The sequence below is a fragment of the Kribbella sp. CA-294648 genome, from assembly GCF_050943845.1.
Lineage (GTDB): Bacteria > Actinomycetota > Actinomycetes > Propionibacteriales > Kribbellaceae > Kribbella.
The window spans coordinates 3,746,078-3,765,277 of the sequence record NZ_CP191981.1 but is presented as its reverse complement, the minus strand read 5'-3'; the positions used below and the strand labels follow the sequence as shown (position 1 = coordinate 3,765,277).

The window sequence follows — 19,200 nt, the reverse complement described above, 5'->3', positions numbered from 1 at the left end:
CCCGTCACTTGATCGGTTGCGCTGGATCCGCCTTCACACTGCCGAGGTGGGGTGCGTCGGGGTCGATACCCAGTGCGGTGAATCGGCCGGCGAGGTCGTCCACCCAGCAGGCCGGGGTCCGATGATCCGGCAGCGGGACCCCAGCCTCACTACGCCACAATGCATCACCAAGAGCCGTACGCAGATGCCAGGCCATCACCCGCTCAGCCGACAGCTCGCCGCCGGTGATCTCCTGGTAGTGGCGAAGCGTGGCAGTCAGCAACTCGACGCCCGGACCCGTTCCCGGGAAGCAACGCAGGTCGTACTCCGCCTCAGCAAGCCCAGCCGTCTCGAAATCAACCACCACGCGAAGCTGCCCGCCTTCCCACACCTGATTGCCGCCATGCAGATCCGCATGCGCCAACACACCCGGCCGCGGCGCCGCCAGGACTTCGTCCGCCCAGTCGCACCACCGCAGTACGGCCGATCGCTGATCCGGACGAGCCCACTGCACAAACCGCTCACGCAACACGTCAGTCGAGACAGGCTGCAACGACGCCGGGGGAAGCCCACCCATGACGGACTCGACCCGCTCCCGCGTCGCCGGCCGATGCAACGCAGCGACAAACTCGGCGAGCTGCCGCCCCACATCGTCCCGATCGACCGAACCGACGACATCGAACAACGCCTCGCCCGGCACCAACCTGGTCACCAAGAGCACCGGATCGGTGCTGCTAGCAACAACCTCCGGCAGGAACGGAACCCGCGCACGCCCCAACGCGGCCAAGATGGCCACCTCATGTGCCACCCGAAGCGCGGCAGGACGCGACCACGCAAACTTCACCACAAAGCGCCCGCCAACCACAGCGCTGCCCGACCACCACAAGGGATCGTCCTCACCAGGCAACTCACGAACCACGATCGGAAGACCCGCCAACGCAGGCGCAACCTCCCCCAGCGCAGCCCCAACCGCCTCCGCCGACCCCTCCTCCAACCACCCCACACTCTCCACGCTTGCCGAGGCTACCCGCCTCGGAGCGGCGGATTGTGTGCCGAACGACAGGATGTACTGCCTGTTCCACAGCCGCCAGCAGCCCTCCGCCGCCTGAGCCGAGCCCGCAACGGCGACTACCTCCTGTCCCTCGGCACACTATTTTCTCCGGCCTGTCCCTCGAAGATGCGGGCGAATCGGCCCTCCGGTACTGCGAGCAGTTCCTCGTAGCGTCCCTCCTGGACCACCCGTCCCCCGTCGATGACGTAGATCCGGTCCATCTCGCGCAGGGTCCACGCCCGGTGCGAAACCACGATGGTGATCCGGTCGCGGCGGGTCCGGCTGAGTTCTGCGAAGATCTGCCGTTCTGCCTCCGCATCGATCGCCGAGGTGGGTTCGTCGAGGATCCAGATTCCCGCGTCGCGCAGGTAGATGCGCGCGAGCGCGAGCCGTTGCCACTGACCGCCAGAGATGCCTACTCCGCCCCACTGCTGCCCGAGCTGGGTGTCCAACTTCATCCGGCTCGTGAACCCCGCGGCTTCGGCAGACGCGAGCGCCTGCCGCACGTCCTCATCCGGTACGCCGTCCGCCGGCGACCCGAGCCGGACAACATCGCCCAGGGTGAACTCGAACTTCCCGAACTCCTGCACCAGCAGCCCGCAGTACCCAAGCCGATCCCCTGCCGAGATCACCTCGCCGTCGATCAGGACTCGCCCCTCGGTGGGCGTCAGCAGGCCGATGAGCGTGTTGATCGCGGTCGTCTTACCGGCACCGTTGACCCCGACCAGCGCGATCATCTCGCCTCGCTCGGCCCGGATCGAAACATCGGTGAGGGCCGCCTCGGCCGCACCGGGATAGCTGTAGCTGACGTGTTCGAGGCGCACCGACCCCACGTTGCGGATGACCTGCTGCTTCGGTGCCGGTGGGATGCTCGCCAGGAAGCGGCGATAGATCATCGCTTGCGGAGTCGTCGTGACGATCGAGCCGAACGCGTAGCCGCACAGGCGGATCGCGTTCAGTCCGGAGATCGTTCCCGCGACCGCCGCGGCCGCTCCCGCACCGCTAGCTCCACCGAGCACGAGTGTGACCAAGGCTCCGCCGAAGAGCAGCGCTGTCCCACAGGCGGCGACCAACTCCATCAGCATGGCCGTCCGCGTCAGCTTGTCGACGATGCGCATCGCGTCGCCACGCAGCGAGGCGACCAGCGCCGCGACTTTGTCGCCTGAGCCGAGGACGGAGAGTTCCGTACCAGGGCGTTGCTGCACTAGTTGTTCGGTGGCGTAGTTGGCACGGCGCTCGAAGACCGCGAACTTCGGCCAGCCCTTGGCCTCGGCGCGCGACACAGCGGTGAAGGCGAGCACGGTCGGGACCAGCGCAGCGACGACCAGCAGGCCAGACCACGGGTTGATCGCCCAGATCACCACGCAGAGCATGGCTGACGTGATCCCCGCGCCCAGCACGCGCAACGTCTTCCCGGCGACGTCGTCCATGGCAGCAGTCGCCGTCTGACTGGCTTCCAGAGCTGTTGTCACGTCGGGGCGTGCCAGCTGGCTCGGACTCAGCCGCGCGGCGGCGTACGCGAGGTCCGTGCGATAGCGAAGCCGCAGACGCATCGCCATCCGCTGCATCGCGGCCAATCCGACCTGACCGAGCGGGAACATCAGTCCGACCACGATGGTCAGACCAATCAGCGGCACCCACGGGTCGTCGGCGATGCGCTCGACCAAGCTCTCCAGCAGGATGACCTGGACTGCCGGGAGCAGCGATTGTGCCAGCACGAGCAGGGAGCAGGAGACGAGCCAGCCGGGAGTGAACCTGGCGGCGTCGCGGATCGACTCGATCGAAGTACGAACGGAATCCAGCACGAGATCCTCTTTCGCAGAAGGGCAGGCGACATCTCACCGGGGTGAGATACGTCGGCCGCAAATGCGATGAGATCCCGTTCAGAGTGGAACCCAGAGGCAGATAGCGCTATGACGCAACAGGCAAAAGCCTAGCAAGGGAAGGCTCACAGCATCGGGGCGAAAGCGTGGCGAGTACTTCGCGCAGGACACTGACCCATGGCACCTCTCCCACGCCCGCCCCGCGACAGGACGGACCTCGGCAACCACCCGCGGCATCACCCATCCGCGCCCGCTTCTCGCAACAGGACTGGCCCGCCAACCCCTGCCCTCACCAAGAGGGCGACGGAGGAGCCCACGCCCCGGGGTGGGCGGGAGCCTGCGCATAGTGAGCGACGCAGGAGCGAGCGGAGCGCCAGCGTGGGCGAGTACCTCACGCAGGACACCGACCCGCGCCACCACCCATCCCACGCCCGCCTCCGCGACAGGGCGGGCCAGCCAACCACACCGCTTTCACCAAGTGGGCGACGTAGGAGCCCGCGCCTCGGGGGTGGGTGGGAGCCAGCGCATAGTGAGCGACGCAGGAGCGAGCGGAGCGCCGGCGTGGGGAAGTGCGTGCGGTCAGACGGTGAAGAGGGACTTGTCGGTGAAGGGGCCCATGGCTGTCAGGGTTTGGGCGCCGGCGTAGAGCTCGGCGGCCAGGGTGGTGACGTCGTCGAGGGTGACTGCGTCGATGCGGCTCAGGATCTGGTCGACCGTCGGCAGTTCGCCGTACACCAGTTCGGCCTTGGCGATCCGCGTCATCTTGGCGCCCGTGTCCTCCAGGCCCATCACGACCGACCCGCGCATCTGCCCCTTGCCCCGCAACAACTCATCAGGCGTGATGTTGCCGCTGGCAATGTTCTCCAGCTCGGCCCGCACCACCTCGAGCACCTCAGGCGCCTTCTTCGGCAGACAGCCCGCATACACACCGACCATGCCGGAGTCCGCGTACGCCGCACCAAAGGTGAACACCGAGTAAGCCAGCCCGCGCTTCTCCCGCACCTCCTGGAACAACCGCGACGACATCCCGCCGCCAACAATCCCGTGCAGCACACCAGCGGCGTACCGGCGCTCATCACTGCGCACCAAGCCAGGCATACCGAGCACAAGATGCGCCTGCTCAACGTCCCGGTGGTGCACCTGCACTCCCCCGTACGTCGCTACGCGGCGCGCCGAACCCCGGCGTACCGGTGCCGGCTCCGACTCGGCGGTGACCCAGTGGCGCTCAAAAGCCTTGCGGACAAGGCGAACCACGTCGGAGTGCTCGACGTTGCCGGCGACCGAGACGACGATGTTGGCCGGCAGGTAGCGGCGCCGGTACCAGCCGCGGACCTGGCGCGGGGTCAGGCCGGCCACCGATTCCGGCGTACCGGTGATCGAGCGGCCGAGTGGGGTGTTGCCCCACAGTTGCTCGGCGAACAGGTCGTGGATGTGGTCCGACGTCTCGTCGGCGTGCATCGCGATCTCTTCGTCGATCACGTCCCGTTCGCTCTCGATGTCCTCCTCGGTGAGCGTCGCGGAGGTGATCATGTCGCAGATCACGTCGACGGCCAGCGGAAGGTCGGAGTCGAGCACGCGGGCGTAGTAGCAGGTGTACTCCTTGCCGGTGAACGCGTTCATCTCGCCACCGACGGCGTCCAGGGACGCCGAGATCTCCAGCGCGTCGCGACGCTCGGTGCCCTTGAACAGCAGGTGTTCGAGGAAGTGCGTGGCACCGGACAGGTGGACCGGTTCGTCCCGCGAACCGACGCCGACCCACACGCCGAAAGTGACCGAGCGGAAGCCCGGTACGGACTGGGAGAGCACGCGAAGCCCGGAGGGCAGGACGGTCCGTTTGACCGGACCGCCCTCCTCCGGGCTCAGCAGCGTGCTGGTGATGGCACGTGTCACTCGGCGGGAGCGACCTCTGCGTCATCGGCCTTGTCCGCGTCAGCGGCCTTGGCGTCCTCGTCCAGGACCGGGATCAGCGACAGTTTGCCGCGGTCGTCGATCTCGGCGATCTCGACCTGGAGCTTCTGGCCGACGGACAGGATGTCCTCGACGGCCTCGACCCGCTTGCCACCGGCCAGGCCGCGCAGCTTCGAGATGTGCAGCAGACCGTCCTTGCCGGGGAGCAGGGAGATGAACGCACCGAAGTTGGTCGTCTTCACGACCGTACCCAGGTAACGCTCGCCCTTCTCCGGCATGGTCGGGTTGGCGATCGCGTTGATCATCGCGCGCGCCGCGTCGGCCGAGGGGCCGTCGGTCGCACCGATGTACACCGTGCCGTCGTCCTCGATGGAGATGTCGGCGCCGGTCTCGTCGGTGATCTGGTTGATCATCTTGCCCTTCGGGCCGATGACCTCTCCGATCTTGTCCACCGGGACCTTGACCGAGATGACCCGCGGGGCGAACTCGCTCATCTCACCCGGGGCGTCGATGGCCTTGGCCATCACGTCGAGGATGGTCAGGCGGGCTTCCTTGGCCTGGGTCAGCGCGCCGGCCAGCACGCTGGCCGGGATGCCGTCGAGCTTCGTGTCCAGCTGCAGCGCCGTGACGAAGTCCTTGGTACCGGCGACCTTGAAGTCCATGTCGCCGAACGCGTCCTCGGCACCGAGGATGTCGGTCAGCGCGACGTACTCGGTCTTGCCGTCGACCTCACCGGAGATGAGGCCCATCGCGATCCCGGCGACGGGAGCCTTCAGCGGCACACCGGCCGAGAGCAGGGACAGCGTCGAGGCGCAGACCGAGCCCATCGAGGTGGAGCCGTTCGAGCCGAGCGCCTCGGAGACCTGACGCAGCGCGTACGGGAAGTCCTCGCGCGACGGCAGCACCGGCACCAGGGCCCGCTCGGCGAGCGCGCCGTGACCGATCTCGCGACGCTTGGGCGAACCCACCCGGCCGGTCTCACCGGTCGAGTACGGCGGGAAGTTGTAGTTGTGCATGTAGCGCTTGCGCGTCTCCGGGGAGAGCGTGTCGAGCTGCTGCTCCATCCGGAGCATGTTCAGCGTGGTGACACCCATGATCTGGGTCTCGCCGCGCTCGAAGATGGCCGAACCGTGCACCCTCGGGAGCACCTTGACCTGCGCCTTGAGCGGGCGGATGTCGGCCAGACCGCGGCCGTCCATCCGGACCTTGTCCTTCAGCACGCGGTTGCGGACCAGCTTCTTGGTGAGCGAGCGGAAGGCTGCGGACAGCTCCTTCTCGCGCCCCTCGAAGGACTCGGCCAGCTTGGCGACGACCGCGGCCTTGACTGCCTCGGTGGCCTCTTCGCGGTCGTGCTTGCCGGTGATCGTGAGGGCCTGGGTCAGCTCCTCGGTCGCGGCAGCCTCGACGGCGGCGAACGCGTCGTCCTGGTAGTCCGGGAAGACCGGGAACTCGGCGGTCGGCTTGGAGGCCTTGGCCGCCAGCTCCGACTGCGCCTCGACCAGCGTCTTGATGAACGCCTTGGAGGCCTCGAGGCCCTCGGCCACGATCTCCTCGGTCGGCGCCTGCTTGCCGGCGGCAACGGCGTCGAAGGTGCCCGGGGTGGACTCGGCCTCGACCATCATGATCGCGACGTCACCGGTGTCGGTGACACGACCGGCGACCACCATGTCGAAGACGGCGTCCTCGAGCTCGGTGTGCGTCGGGAAGGCGACCCACTGCTTGTCGATCAGGGCGACGCGGGTGGCGCCGATCGGGCCCGAGAACGGCAGCCCGGCGATCTGGGTGGACATCGACGCGGCGTTGATCGCCAGTACGTCGTACAGCTTGTCCGGGTTGAGCGCCAGGACCGTGATGACGACCTGGATCTCGTTACGCAGGCCGGAGACGAACGACGGCCGCAGCGGGCGGTCGATCAGCCGGCAGGTCAGGATGGCTTCCTCGGAAGGACGGCCTTCGCGACGGAAGAACGAGCCCGGGATGCGACCGGCGGCGTACATCCGCTCCTCGACGTCCACCGTCAACGGGAAGAAGTCGAACTGGTCCTTGGGCTTCTTGCTGGCCGTGGTGGCCGAGAGCACCATCGTGTCGCCGTCGAGGTAGGCGGCGGCGGAGCCGGCGGCCTGCTGGGCCAGACGGCCCGTCTCGAAGCGGATGGTGCGGGTGCCGAAGCTGCCGTTGTCGATGACGGCTTCAGCGAATTCTGCGCCCTCCATGGGCGCGTTTGTGGATCCCGACACGGGATACCCCTCTCTCACTTGAGACGACTGTGAGGCGCGAGTTCCTCCGGGGGTGCCGGTCTTCGATCGAGGCCCGCGGGTGCCGCGCCGTCGTGCTGGGCGCTGTCCCGAAAGCCACTACCGAGGACCGGTCGTCGGCCCGGTACGCGTATCGCGTCGTCTCGTTGTCGTTGATTATTCAGTTGTGCCACGGACCGGCGTTTTCATGCCCGGCCGTGGATACGCGAGAAGCGGCCACCAAGAACGCGGTGGCCGCTTCTCACGACGTCAACGGCGAAGGCCGAGCCGCTCGATCAGGGACCGGTAGCGGTTGATGTCCTTCTTCGCCAGGTAGTTCAGCAGCCGGCGGCGCTGACCGACCAGGAGGAGCAGGCCACGACGGCTGTGGTGGTCGTGCTTGTGCTCCTTCAGGTGCTCGGTCAGGTCCGCGATACGGTGCGTGAGGAGCGCGACCTGGACCTCGGGAGAACCGGTGTCGCCCTCGGTCAGGGCGTACTCGCCGATGATCTTCTTCTTCGCCTCAGGATTGGCTGACGACACGTGTGATCCTCTCGATGTCCGTTGCGCGGCGCACCGGGGCTTTTGTCACCCGGGCACTCTCGATCCGCGGCCGTTCAGACGGCAGCGTCCAGAGTATCAGTCCGTGGACGCGTCACCCTAATTCGGTGAGGACGCGGCGTGCCTGGTCGACGTCGGCTTTCATCTGGACCAGCAGGTCGTCGATGGTGTCGAAACGGATCTGGCTGCCGCGCAGGCGGGTGACGAAGTCGACCGCGATCCGGGCGCCGTACAGCTCCAGGTCGTCGCGATCGAGCACGTACGACTCCACCCGGCGGTCGACGCCGTCGAAGGTGGGGTTGCTGCCGACACTGATCGCCGCCGGCAGCGGTTCGGCGTACTGCGGGGCGCCGGGTGCCGGTTCGAGCACGGTCAGCCAGCCGGCGTACACGCCGTCCAGCGGGACCGCGGCGGTTGCCAGGGCAGGAATGTTGGCCGTCGGGTAGCCGAGTTCGCGACCGCGTTTGTCGCCCTCGACGACGACCCCGGTGACCCTGAGCGGCCGGCCGAGCGCCTCGGCAGCACCCTCGACGTCACCGGCGGCGATCAGCTCCCGGATGTACGTCGAAGACCACGGCTGAGCGTCGCCCGCCAGGCTCAGACCCTCGACCTGGAACCCGTAGGCCGCCCCGGCCGCGACGAGCGTGTCGACGTGGCCGGCCGCCCTGTGGCCGAAGCGGAAGTTCTCCCCCACGACGACCGCCTTGGCGTGCAGCGTGCCGACCAGGACCTTGTCGATGAACTCCTCCGGCGACCAGGACGCGACATCCCGGTCGAACGGCAGGATCAGTACGGCGTCCGCGCCGGCCGCGCCCAGCAGTTCGGCCCGCTGGCCGGGTTCGCTGAGCATCGCGGGCGCCTGGCCGGGCCGCAGTACCGACATCGGGTGCGGGTCGAACGTCATCGCGACCACCGGCAGCCCACCGAGTTCGGCCGCTCGCGCCCGGGCGTGGCGCAGCACCTCCTGATGACCGCGGTGCACGCCGTCGAAGTTGCCGATGGTGACGACCGACGGCCCGTAAGCGGGGTCCACTTCGCCCAAACCGTGCCAGACATGCATGAGAGAAGGATTCCACGGGCCGGGTCGGCTTCGTGCAAGAGGTCCCATGGTCACCCCTTGTAATCACCTGGTAACTCAACTTAGGGTGGGCCCGCAATCTTTCGCACCCTCGGAGGTCCCGTGAAAGTTCAGCGCCTTGCCGCCGCCTGTACCGCGGCGGTCCTGGTCGGCTTGATGTCCGTCACGAGTACCGCTCAGGCTGCCGCCCCGGCCGCGACCCCCTTTGCTCCTGTCTCGTTCACCAAGTACGTCGCGCTGGGCGACTCCTACACGTCGGCTCCGCTGGTGCCGCTGCCCGAGCTGCTGTCGCTGGGCTGCCTGCGGTCCAGCAGCAACTACCCGAAACAGCTCGCGGGCTTGCTACGGGTGCCGTCGTTCACCGATGTCAGCTGCGGTGGCGCGGACACCACGAACATGACTCAGCCTCAGGTGACGCCACTGGGGACGTTCCCGCCGCAGTTCAACGCGCTCACGCCCGAGACCGACCTGGTCACACTCGGGATCGGTGGCAACGATTTCGGAGTGTTCGGTGACGTCATCGGGACCTGCCCGGGCCTGCGGGCCGTGGACCCGACCGGGTCGCCGTGCAAGAAGCACTTCACGGTCAACGGCGAGGACACGCTCGCGACCAAGATCACGCAGACCCAGGCCCGGATCACCGAGGTGGTGAAGGGCATCAAGCTGCGGTCACCGCGGGCGACCGTAGTACTGCTGGGTTATCCGAAGATCGCGCCGGAAAAGGGGGTGTGCCCGGCCGTCCTGCCGTTCTCGGACGGGGACTACGCCTATCTCTACTCGGTCGAGCAGAAGCTCAACCAGGCGGTCTCGAACGCGGCCGCCGCTGGTGGCGCTGTGTATGTGGACACCTTCGGGCCGTCGACCGGGCATGACGCGTGCGCTCCGGACGGGCAGGCGTGGATCCAGGGCAAGGACATCAATCTGCTGCGAGCGCTGAACTACCACCCTCGCTTCGAGGGGCAAGCCGCGGTGGCGTCCCTGACCTACAAGAAACTGACCGGCGCGAAGGAGACCGTGACCCCGGCCGAGCAGGCCCGCTGGGCCTCAGAAGCCCGCAAACTCAGCCAAACGGCTGCCCAAACCAAGTCCAACCCGGCCATGAAGGCCCACCTGGACCGCCTACGGACCGGCGCGCAACGCTGACCCTTTCCAATCCGTACGGCGGACACCGGACCAGAACCCTCCACGCAAGGGTCCTGGTCCGGTGCTTTTACCCGCACGCGCCGCATGCCCGGGCCTCTGCGTCGGCTAGCGGGGTTTCAGGGGAGTGCGGTGGTGAGGTTGGTTAGGGCTTCGCCTAAGGGGAGGTTCACGCGGATGGTGGCGTAGGGGTCGCCTCGGGTTAGGCCCTGGTTGATGATGTGGACCGGTTTGCCGGACTTGGCGGCGTAGCGGACGAAGCGGAAGCCCGACATCACTGTTAGGGAAGAGCCGAGGACTAACATTGCGCGGGCCTCGTCGATGAGGCGGTAGCAGCGTTCTACTCGTGGCTTGGGGACGTTTTCGCCGAAGAAGACCACGTCCGGTTTCAGGAGGCGGGAGCTGCAGTTCGCGCAATCGACCAGGTGGAAGTGCTTGACCACCTCGTCGGGTAGGTCGACGTCGCCGTCGGGGTTGATCCTGGTCGCTTGGGCCTCGAAGGTCGGGTTGGCTTCGCGGAGCCGTACGTCGAGTTCTTCACGGGGAGTTGTTTGGCGGCAGTCCAGGCAGATGACTCGGTCGAGGTTTCCGTGCAGCTCGATGACGTCCCGCGCGCCGGCCGCACCGTGCAGCCCGTCGACGTTCTGGGTGATGATCCCGTCGAGATAGCCGCGAGCCTGCAACGCAGCGACCGCCCGGTGACCCGCATTGGGGTGCGCCCGGGCGATCGTCCGCCAGCCGAGGTGGCTCCGGGCCCAGTACCGCTGTCGCCCCGACTCGCTTCCCACGAAGTCGCCGTACGTCATCGGGGTGTGGGTGCGCAGACTCCCGGTCTCACCGCGATAGTCGGGGATCCCTGACTCGGTGGAGATTCCCGCCCCGCTGAGCACCACCACTCCCCCGTCACGGATCGCGTCGACGACGGGTGCGACGTCCGCAGTACCGGGAGCGAGTGAAAGCACGTCTGGCCCTGGAGACCAGGTCAGTGTCGGACGCGAACGCACCCCTCCAGCGTACGACGCCGAGCAACGCCCCAGGACCCGCCGACGCCCTCGACCGTCAGTAGGCCTTCTCGGTCCAGCCGAGCAAGCCGAGCCAGCCGCCTTTGATATCGGTACCGACACCGTCCTTCTTGTTGGCGTCGAAGTACACGGCTGCCCTGCCGGTGGCGGTGATGCCCATCAGCGAGCGGCCGTCGGGGTGCGAGGGGCAGTGGCCGATGGTCAGGCTGGTGAAACTCCCCCAGCCGGTGCTCTGCAAGACCGTCGAGGTGACCGTTGCCGGGGTCGCCGCGCTGATCCGCCACTGTTTGAGCTCCCCATTGGTCCTGGTGCCGAGCAGCACGTGCACCGGGGCCGCCGCCGTTCCGCCCGTGCGGGCGTACTGCAAGGTTTTGACCGAGTCCCAGCCGCTGCCGGGCATCTTCTCCGGCGTCGAGACAGCGGGAGGCTGACCCGCGCTGTAGGTCACCTTGAAGCGGTAAAGCGAGTTGCCCGCGACGCGATAGTAGTAGGGGTTGGGGAACCCTCCACCCATGAGGATCCGGGTGCCGGCAAACCCGGGCGCCAGTCGGGTGGTTCTGTGCGTCGTGACCCTCCAGACCCCGTCGATCCGCTCACCTTGGCGCTTCAGCAGGTACAGGTATCCGTCGGTCGGATGCGTGAACAGGCTAGAGCCCTCCCACCAATCCGCACCCCCGGAATTGATGCCTCCCCACTCTGCCGTTGGCACGAAGCCGAGATTGTCGCCGGGGAGCGCCTCGGTGCTGGTCTTCCGATCGGAGCGCTTATAGGCGAGACGCTGTCCGTCGGAACGGTACGCCGTGGTCCAGTTCATGCAGTCCGCCGGTACATCGCCGACTGCCGCACTCGACGGGCGGGCGGTTCCGACGACTCCGACCACGGCAAGACCGGTCGCGACAACAGCCAGTGCCGTAGCCGAAGCCACGATGGATTTACGCATCAGGAAAGTTCTCCAGGGAGGTTGGGGTTGAGGGCGGAGCGCGCCGGGCTGTTGCCCCCCAGCAACATCGCCCGAACAGCAGCCCAACTTATGGACCCCGATCTCCTCGGCTCTGCCCGTACTCCACCCGTACCGACGGTCGCGGACACCGGGTCAGTCGAGCCAGGTGCCAGTCCAGTCGTACAGTGGCGCCGTGGTCGAGTACTCCCGGAGGTAGCTGATCCGTCCGTCCTCGAGCCTCGCCACCGTGGAGCCGTCGAACGCCCCCGGGCTCCCCTTCCAGGTGCACTCGAAATGCCACTCCGCCACGAGCGAGTCCCGTACGACGGACCTGACGGTTGGCCGCAGCCGCTTGCAACCGTTGCACCGGCTTGTACGTCGTACCCGCCGGACCAGCAAAACGGCCGCCCGGCCAGAACTCTCGTGGAGGTAGCGATGGTAAGCAGGATCAGCAGACGGCAAGCGTTGATGCTCGGCGGTGGCGCATTGGCCGGCGCCGCGACTGTGGGGACCGCGGCTGTCGGGACCGCGGCCGGGGCGCGACCGGCCGCAGCGGCGACCGCGGCTGCGACCGACTGGCTCCGGCTTCCGGTGATCACGGCCAACATCGGGCGCAAGAACCTCGGAGCGCGCGAGGCGGCGATCCGGGCTGTGCGCAACGGTGATCCGGGCAACCGGCCGTTCGTCGGCTGGCAGGAGATCCGCGAGGGCGACGAAGGCGAGCCGGCGATCATCTCGCAGTACTTCGGACCGAAGTACCAGAACGCGTTCCTGCACCACAACACCGCCTATCGCGTGCCGATCTCGGTACCGCTGCCGTGGAAGGTCGTCAACTCGCGAGCCACCTTCGTCCACGGCGGGATCAAGGGCGTGACCCCGCCGCGCTGGATCAACGAGGTCGTCGTCGAGCACCGGGCCCACGCCGGGCTGAAGTTCGTCCTGATCAACTCGCACTACCTCGCCAACGCGTACAACGGCGGGCAGAACCCGAGCCTGCGCGACGAGTGGGAGCTGCACAAGAAGACCCATCGCGAGCGGGTGATGGCGCACCACGACCGCGGTCACCTGGTGATCTGGACGGCCGACACCAACAACCCCGACTACGACCGGGCGACGGGTCAACCAACGGAGCGCAAGGTCTTTGCCCGCGGCATCGACCGGATCAACTGGCTGCCCGGCGACGGCAGGGTCAAGCTGGACCTGGTCACCACCCGGACCATCCCGATGAACGTCGACGGTCACGACGCCCGCGCCGCGATCTTCCGGGTCCGCCTCGCCTGAGCCGGCCCGCAGGTACCGCGGACGGCGCGCCCGCGGTCGTAGTACCGGTCGTTTGAGACGGCCGGATCAGCCACCGGGCAAATCGGTAGGGTTCGAGGACTGCCGGGGTGAGGGAAGCTGATGGTTGACCGGTCCGAGTCTGTGCTGGGGATTGTCGTCCGGTCGCGGTTCTACCGTTCGGCATTCGTGGCGTTGCTGATCGCCGGCATCGGGACGTCGGCCGCGACACCGCAGCTGACCCTGTTCCTCGTCCGCGAACTCGGCACGCCGCTGCCCGTGGCCGGCCTGTACTACGTGACGAACCTGGCCGCTCCTTTCGCCGGCTACCTCGTCGGCCGGTTGTCCGATCGCAGTCCTGATCGGCTGCTGTGGTTCCGGGTGTGCGCGCTCATCGGTACGGCGGGGTGGCTCGCGATGGCGGCCGCGAACTCGGTGTGGCTCCCGTTCGTGATCAGCGCGGCCGCCTTGAGCATCGCGGGCGGCTCGATGGCCCAGCTGTTCGCGGCCTGCCGCGACGAACTGAGCCGGAACCCGACGAAGGCCGACAACCGCGTCGTCGCGGCGATCCGGATGGCGTTCACGGTCGGCTGGATGATCGGGCCAGTCGTGGGCAGCTGGTTCGGCGGGGTCTTCGGCCTGCGCGCCCTGCTGGTGGCGACTGGTTGCTGCGTCTTCGCGCAGATGATCCCGTTCGGCCGGCAACGCGTGGAGCGGTACCACGACCTGTCGCTTCCTCCGCGCCCTAGTCGACGCCGCCTCGATCACATGAAGCCGTTGCTGGTCTTCACCGCGGTCTGCGTCCTGGCGATGACGGGCGACACGATCAAGTTCGGCTACCTGCCCATCTACATGGCCGACGAGCTCCACGTCTCCGACGCGATGCGCGGCGCGGTGATCGGCATCCAGCCACTCCTGGAGTTGCTGCTGCTACCGATCGCCGCCCGGCTGGCCGACCGCTACGGATCAATGTGGGTGATGACCGGCGGCGCAGCACTGGGCCTAGCCGGCAACCTCGCCTACGCAACCGGCAGCTCGGTCGCCGCTCTGTTCGTAGGCCAAGCCCTCACGGCCGGCCTCTGGGCCTGCGTAGGAGCACTCGGAGTATCAATAGCCCAACGCCTGTACCCCGAGGGCGTCGGCACCGCATCCGGCATCTTCCTCAGCGCCATCCCCGTCAGCTCCGCCATCGGGGGCACCATCGGCGGCCTCGGAGTAGCAGCAATCGGCCTGCCGCACGTCTTCTACATCCCAGCCGCTTTAACCGCCCTAGCCACATTCGCCTTCGCCTACCTCAGCACCCGCCCCCAGCCCAGCGGCCCCGGCTAGCGTGGGGAGGAGGTAGTACTAGCTGACGAAGACGGCGGTGGGTTTGGCTAGGGGGCCGTGGGGTTCGTATAGGGCTAGGAAGGTGCCGTCTGGGTCGAACATGGCGGTTTGCTGGCCTGCTGGCAGCTTCAGGCCGGGTAGGGGGCGGCCGGTGCGGATGGCGGCTGCTTGGGTTGGGTCGGCGTCGAAGCGGGGGAACGTGTCGGCGGCGACGTCGGCGATTGGGAGCAGGGCGAAGGACTCTGCCAACTCCTCCAACGTGTGCGCCGAAGACATACCAAACGCCCCGACCCGGGTACGGCGCAGCATCGTGAGATGCCCGCCAACACCGAGGTCGGCACCCAGATCGCGTGCCAGGGCACGGATGTAGGTCCCGCTGGAGCAGTCCACCGAGATGTCCACCTCGATGCCACCGGCAACAGTCCGTACGTCGACGATGTCGTACCGGCTGATCGTCACGGTCCGGGCCTTGAGGGCGACCTCTTCGCCGGCGCGCACCCGCTCGTACGCCCGCTTCCCGTCGACCTTGATCGCCGAGACCTTCGACGGCACCTGCGAGATCTCTCCCCGATACCCGGAGACGGCCGCCTCGATCGCCTCGGCGGTCACTGCGGCCAGCTCGGCGGCGGAAGCAGAGACCTCGAGCTCCCCTTCAGCGTCGTCCGTGCTGGACGTGGCGCCGAGGAGGATGGTCGCGTCGTACGACTTGTCGGCCAGTTGCAGATGGCCGAGCAACCTGGTGGCCCGGTTGAGACCGACCACCAGTACGCCGGTAGCCATCGGGTCGAGGGTGCCCGCGTGGCCCACCTTGCGGGTTCCGGCCAGCCGGCGGATCCGCGCCACCACTGTGTGTGACGTCAGACCGGCCGGCTTGTCGACCACAACGATGCCGTCGGCAACAGAAGGATCAACCCCACCGGAAGCGCCAGAACCACCCAATGTGTCAGCACCACCAGTTACGTCAGAACCACCAGAAGCGATCACGTCACTCGTCGTCGGAGTCATCGTCCTCGCGGCGCTTGTACGGGTCGGCGTCGCCGGCCGGCTTGGCGCCGGCGGCGGCCTTGGCGACCTCGGCGTCGGCCTGGCGGGCCTTGGCCAGCAACTCCTCGATCTGGCCGGCCGTCTCCGGTACGGCGTCCAGGTAGAACGCCAGGGTGGGCGCACGGCGCAACCCCAGTGCCTTGCCGACCTCGCTGCGGATCAGCCCACGGGCCGACTCCAGCGCGGCTGCGGTGCTGGCGCGCTCTTCCTCGCCGCCGTACACCGTGTAGAAGACGCTCGCCTCGCCCAGATCGGCGGTCAGCTTGGCGTCCGTCACGGTGACGAAGCCGAGCCGCGGGTCCTTGACCCGGCGCTCGAGCAACTCCGCGACCAGGACCTGGATCCGGTCGGCCAACTGCTTCGCCCTTGCTTGACCCATCAGGGCTCACTCCCTCGGTAACTGCTGGTGGTCATTCATGCGTAACGTCCGGAGCGACGGGTGTGACACCGCCACTCCGGACGTTACTCGTGCATCAACCGCGGTCGATCAGCTCCGCGCCTTTTCACGCAGTTCGAACGCCTCGACGACATCGCCGACCCGGATGTCGTTGTAGTTCTGCACGGTCAGACCACACTCGAAGCCCTCGCGGACCTCGGAGGCGTCGTCCTTGAACCGCTTGAGCGACGACAGGTCGCCATTCTCGACCACCACGGCACCGTCCCGGATCAACCGGATCTTGGCGTTGCGGCGGATCAGGCCACTGGTCACCCAGCAACCGGCGATGTTTCCGACCTTCGACGACTTGAAGATCTCGCGGATCTCCGCCTGACCCAGAGTGACTTCCTCGTAGATCGGCTTCAGCATGCCCTTCAGGGCCGCCTCGATGTCGTCGATCGCCTGGTAGATGACCGAGTAGAACCGGATGTCCACGCCCTCGCGCTCGGCCACGTCGCCGGCCTTACCGGCAGGCCGCACGTTGAAGCCGATGATGACGGCGTCGGAGGCGATGGCCAGGTTGACGTCGTTCTCGTTGATGGCACCGACGCCACGGTCGATCACCCGCAGGTTGACCTCGTCGCTGACCTCGATCCGGACCAGCGCGTCTTCCAGCGCCTCGACCGAACCGGAGCCGTCGCCCTTGAGGATGAGCAGCAACTCCTGGCTCTGCCCCTTCTCCATGGAGGCCATGAAGTCCTCGAGGGTACGACGCGCGCGCCGCTTGGCGTTGGCGGCCGCACGAGCCCGGGCTTCCCGCTTCTCAGCGATCTGCCGGGCCATCCGGTCGTCCTCCACCACCAGGAACTTGTCACCCGCACCGGGCACGGCGGTCAGACCGAGGACGAGCACCGGCCGCGACGGCAGGGCCTCCTCGACCGAGTTGCCGTGCTCGTCGAGCATCGCCCGGACCCGGCCGTACGCCGGACCCGCGACCATCGAGTCGCCCACCTTCAGCGTTCCGCGCTGCACCAGCACGGTCGCCACCGGTCCACGGCCCTTGTCCAGGTGCGCCTCGATCGCCAGACCCTGCGCCGGCATGTCCGGGTTGGCCCGGAGATCCAGTGCGGCGTCCGCGGTCAGTACGACACCTTCGAGCAGACCCTCGATGTTCAGCCGGGCCTTCGCGGAGACGTCGACGAACATCGTGTCGCCGCCGTACTCCTCGGGGACCAGGCCGTACTCCGTGAGCTGGCCACGGACCTTGGTCGGGTCCGCACCCTCGACGTCGATCTTGTTCACCGCGACCACGATCGGGACGTTCGCCGCCCGGGCGTGGTTCAGCGCCTCGATCGTCTGCGGCATCACGCCGTCGTCGGCCGCGACCACCAGGATGACGATGTCGGTGGCCTGCGCACCACGAGCACGCATGGCGGTGAACGCCTCGTGACCCGGGGTGTCGACGAAGGTGATGGCGCGCTGCTGACCGTCGACCTCGGTGGTCACCTGGTACGCACCGATGTGCTGGGTGATGCCACCGGCCTCGCCGGCCACGACGTTCGCGTGCCGGATCGCGTCCAGCAGCTTCGTCTTACCGTGGTCGACGTGACCCATCACGGTCACCACCGGCGGCCGGGCGGCCAGGTCGGTGTCGTCGCCCTCGTTGGAGCCGAAGTCGATGTCGAACGACTCGAGCAGCTCGCGGTCCTCGTCCTCGGGCGAGACGACCTGGACGTCGTAGTTCAGCTCGGTACCCAGCAGCTGCAGGGTCTCCTCGTTGACCGACTGGGTCGCGGTCACCATCTCGCCCAGGGCGAACAGCACCTGGACCAGCGATGCCGGGTCGACGCCGACCTTCTCGGCGAAGTCCGTCAGCGAGGCACCACGGGCCAGCCTGACGACCTCGCCGTCACCGTGCTTGACGCGCACGCCGCCGACGGCCGGAGCCTGCATGTTGTCGAATTCCTGGCGCTTGGCGCGCTTGGACTTGCGACCACGACGGGCCGGACCGCCCGGACGCCCGAAGGCACCCTGCGTTCCGCCACGGCCACGGTTGCCCGGGCCGGGACGACCGCCACCGCCACCGCCGGGGGGACCGCTGGGGCCACCACCCGGACGGAAGCCGCCACCGCCACCGCCGCCACCGGGACGAGGAGCGCCGCCACCACCGGGACCACCGGAACCGCCGCCGGGACGGCCACGGCCGCCACCACCGGGGCCACCGGAGCCGCCGCCCGGACCAGCCGGACGACCGGTGAAGGTGCCGGCCGAGGACTTCGGCATCATCGCCGGGTTCGGACGCGGGGCGCCCGGAACGCTGCCCGACGGACGCGGTCGGTCGGAACCGCCGCTACGAGCCTGCGGTGGCCGCGGCGGCATGCCTGCCGGGCTGCCACCCTGGGCCGGAGCCGCCGGAGCGCCACCCGGACCCGGACGGGAGCCAGGACGGGTCATGCCCTGGGTCGAGCTGAAGGGGTTGTTGCCCGGACGCGGAGCACCCGGACGTCCACCGGCGGCACCCTGGCCACCAGGACGCGGCGCGCCACCCGGGCGAGGTGCACCCGGACGGGGAGCGCCACCAGGACGCGGTGCGTTGCCCGGTGTGCCGGGACGCGGTGCACCCGGACGCGAGTCGCCCGCAGGACGCGGAGCGGCCGGACCAGGGCGCTGTGCCGGAGCCGGAGCCGACGGCGCCGCGGAGGCGGCCGGAGCCTGTACCTCGGGCGTCTGCGGAGCAGGAGCGGCCGGAGCCTCTGCTGCCGGAGCAGGAGCGGCCGGGGCCTCGGGGGCCTTGGCAGCCGGTGCCTCGAACGCCGGAGCGGCCGGGGTCTCCTGGCGCGGGCCAGGCTTCGGGCCGGGCCGCGGACCCGGGCGAGCCGGGGACGGCGCCGGAGCGGAGCCAGTGGACGGCGCGGCCGGAGCCGGTGCGGACGTGCTGGTCTCGGCACTGGCCGGGGCCGAGGGGGCCGGAGCGGCCTTCTCGGTGACCTCAGCGCCGGACGTGGCGGAGCTTGCGGAGGTCTCGACCACCGTGGGCTCTGCCTTGACCGGAGCGGCCGGGGCCGGTGCTGCGGGCGCGCTGCTCTCAGCAGCCGGCGCCTGCGGCGTGGCTGCGGGAGCGACCGGTGCGGTCGCCTGCGGCGCTGCTGACGTGCTGGCGGCGGCCTTCTTGGCCGCGCGCTTCTTCGGCGGGTTCTTCTCGAACTCCTCCGCCAACCGTCGGACGACGGGTGCCTCGATCGTCGAGGACGCCGATCGGACGAACTCTCCCATGTCGTTCAGCCTGGTCAGGACGACCTTGCTGGTAACTCCGAGCTCTTTCGCGAGCTCGTAGACTCGGACCTTTGCCACTACTCTCCCTCTGGTCCGAGCCTTGGGGGCGCGGACCGTTAGTTGACGTACATGCTCATCGCATTGCACTCATCGTTCGACACTCA

Annotated in this window: 15 protein-coding genes; 3 read left to right on the top strand and 12 right to left on the bottom strand. The window is 68.3% G+C overall.

The window, feature by feature from the left end:
• Nucleotides 1-4: 4 nt before the first annotated feature.
• From ACQPYM_RS17905 to ACQPYM_RS17880, 6 genes are all read right to left on the bottom strand, one after another.
• Nucleotides 5-844, bottom strand: a complete 840-nt coding sequence (locus ACQPYM_RS17905) for a phosphotransferase family protein (protein ID WP_433023321.1) — start codon at nucleotides 842-844, stop codon at nucleotides 5-7.
• A 263-nt stretch (nucleotides 845-1,107) separates the two neighbouring features.
• Nucleotides 1,108-2,835 (bottom strand): ATP-binding cassette domain-containing protein, encoded by a 1,728-nt coding sequence (locus ACQPYM_RS17900; protein ID WP_433022031.1) that lies wholly within the window; start codon nucleotides 2,833-2,835, stop codon nucleotides 1,108-1,110.
• A 597-nt stretch (nucleotides 2,836-3,432) separates the two neighbouring features.
• Nucleotides 3,433-4,743 carry a M16 family metallopeptidase gene (locus tag ACQPYM_RS17895; RefSeq protein ID WP_433022030.1) on the bottom strand — a complete coding sequence of 437 codons (1,311 nt, stop codon included), beginning with the start codon at nucleotides 4,741-4,743 and terminating at the stop codon, nucleotides 3,433-3,435.
• On the bottom strand, nucleotides 4,740-6,974 hold the full coding sequence (locus ACQPYM_RS17890) for a polyribonucleotide nucleotidyltransferase (protein ID WP_433022028.1): 2,235 nt from the start codon (nucleotides 6,972-6,974) through the stop codon (nucleotides 4,740-4,742). The genes ACQPYM_RS17895 and ACQPYM_RS17890 overlap by 4 nt, the downstream gene beginning before the upstream one ends.
• Nucleotides 6,975-7,265: 291 nt before the next feature.
• Nucleotides 7,266-7,538: a 30S ribosomal protein S15 gene (gene rpsO, locus ACQPYM_RS17885; RefSeq protein ID WP_012920573.1), complete on the bottom strand. Its 273-nt coding sequence runs from the start codon at nucleotides 7,536-7,538 to the stop codon at nucleotides 7,266-7,268.
• A gap of 112 nt (nucleotides 7,539-7,650) precedes the next feature.
• A complete protein-coding gene (locus tag ACQPYM_RS17880) occupies nucleotides 7,651-8,616 on the bottom strand; it encodes a bifunctional riboflavin kinase/FAD synthetase (RefSeq protein WP_433022026.1) in 966 nt (321 codons plus the stop codon).
• A 120-nt stretch (nucleotides 8,617-8,736) separates the two neighbouring features.
• Between ACQPYM_RS17880 and ACQPYM_RS17875 the strand changes: the two genes are divergently transcribed.
• A complete protein-coding gene (locus ACQPYM_RS17875) occupies nucleotides 8,737-9,777 on the top strand; it encodes an SGNH/GDSL hydrolase family protein (protein WP_433022024.1) in 1,041 nt (346 codons plus the stop codon).
• A 116-nt stretch (nucleotides 9,778-9,893) separates the two neighbouring features.
• Here ACQPYM_RS17875 and ACQPYM_RS17870 read toward each other — a convergent pair whose 3' ends face one another.
• From ACQPYM_RS17870 to ACQPYM_RS17860, 3 genes are all read right to left on the bottom strand, one after another.
• The gene (locus tag ACQPYM_RS17870; protein WP_433022022.1) at nucleotides 9,894-10,778 is read right to left on the bottom strand and encodes an NAD-dependent protein deacetylase; all 885 of its coding nucleotides are present in this window, start codon (nucleotides 10,776-10,778) and stop codon (nucleotides 9,894-9,896) included.
• A gap of 55 nt (nucleotides 10,779-10,833) precedes the next feature.
• Nucleotides 10,834-11,736 (bottom strand): hypothetical protein, encoded by a 903-nt coding sequence (locus ACQPYM_RS17865; RefSeq protein ID WP_433022020.1) that lies wholly within the window; start codon nucleotides 11,734-11,736, stop codon nucleotides 10,834-10,836.
• A gap of 153 nt (nucleotides 11,737-11,889) precedes the next feature.
• Entirely contained in the window at nucleotides 11,890-12,045 is a 156-nt protein-coding gene (locus tag ACQPYM_RS17860) for a hypothetical protein (RefSeq protein WP_433022018.1), read from the bottom strand.
• Nucleotides 12,046-12,171: 126 nt separating this feature from the next.
• Between ACQPYM_RS17860 and ACQPYM_RS17855 the strand changes: the two genes are divergently transcribed.
• Nucleotides 12,172-13,017, top strand: coding sequence for a hypothetical protein (locus tag ACQPYM_RS17855; protein WP_433022016.1), 846 nt, complete (start codon nucleotides 12,172-12,174; stop codon nucleotides 13,015-13,017).
• A 120-nt stretch (nucleotides 13,018-13,137) separates the two neighbouring features.
• Nucleotides 13,138-14,343: an MFS transporter gene (locus ACQPYM_RS17850; protein WP_433022014.1), complete on the top strand. Its 1,206-nt coding sequence runs from the start codon at nucleotides 13,138-13,140 to the stop codon at nucleotides 14,341-14,343.
• Nucleotides 14,344-14,361: 18 nt separating this feature from the next.
• Here ACQPYM_RS17850 and truB read toward each other — a convergent pair whose 3' ends face one another.
• From truB to infB, 3 genes are all read right to left on the bottom strand, one after another.
• Nucleotides 14,362-15,282 carry a tRNA pseudouridine(55) synthase TruB gene (gene truB, locus ACQPYM_RS17845; RefSeq protein ID WP_433022013.1) on the bottom strand — a complete coding sequence of 307 codons (921 nt, stop codon included), beginning with the start codon at nucleotides 15,280-15,282 and terminating at the stop codon, nucleotides 14,362-14,364.
• 46 nt (nucleotides 15,283-15,328) lie between these two features.
• Complete coding sequence (rbfA, locus tag ACQPYM_RS17840) at nucleotides 15,329-15,766, bottom strand: 30S ribosome-binding factor RbfA (protein WP_433022011.1); 438 nt, start codon at nucleotides 15,764-15,766, stop codon at nucleotides 15,329-15,331.
• A 108-nt stretch (nucleotides 15,767-15,874) separates the two neighbouring features.
• Entirely contained in the window at nucleotides 15,875-19,114 is a 3,240-nt protein-coding gene (gene infB / locus ACQPYM_RS17835) for a translation initiation factor IF-2 (protein WP_433022009.1), read from the bottom strand.
• Between the last annotated feature and the right edge of the window lie 86 nt (nucleotides 19,115-19,200).